Raw genomic sequence first — 738 nt, forward strand, 5'->3', positions numbered from 1 at the left:
TGCGAATACCCCGGCCGGTGTTTATACCTTGACCTATACCATCACTGATAAACTGGATGCTTCTAAAACTTCGACCGCAACGGTAAAAGTAACAATAGCTTCAGGAGCTTTATTGGCTAAAGATGATACAGGTTCAGTGAACTCGGTAACCGGTGGAACTGCTATTACGAATGTTTTGGCTAATGATGCTTATAATGGCACTACTACGGCTCCAACGCTGAACGATGTAACAATTACCAATGGCACGAACGACAGCAATGGAAAAGTAATACTTGATCCAACTACTGGAAAAGTGAGTGTTGCCGCGAATACCCTGGCCGGTATTTATACCTTGACCTATACCATCACCGATAAACTGGATGCAAGCAAAACTTCGACCGCTTCGGTTAAGGTAACCGTTGCTACAGGAATATTATTAGCTAATGATGATGCAGGAACTGTAAATGGTTTGATAGGAGGGGTAGCTGTAAATAATGTTCTTTCGAATGATGGTTATAATGGAACATCAACGGCTCCAACCTTAAATGATGTAGAATTAAGCCAGGTTTCAACGACCAATCCTAATGTTACCCTGGATGTAACCACCGGAAAGGTTAACGTTGCACCGAACACGCCTGCGGGTACTTACACGCTGGTTTACCAGATTGAAGATAAGTTGAATCCTGGTCAGACCAAAACGGCTACGGTAACCATCACGGTTGGTGTACCAGCATTGGCTGCCACAAATGATTCAGGAAT

General features: G+C 43.6%; 1 protein-coding gene. It reads left to right on the forward strand.

What is annotated here, in order from left to right; translation table 11 throughout:
- Positions 1-738: hypothetical protein (locus tag OQX63_RS23250; protein WP_265853173.1), on the forward strand; the 738-nt coding region annotated here is incomplete at both ends.

It is taken from the genome of Pedobacter sp. PF22-3 (genome assembly GCF_026239555.1).
Classification (GTDB): Bacteria; Bacteroidota; Bacteroidia; order Sphingobacteriales; family Sphingobacteriaceae; genus Pedobacter.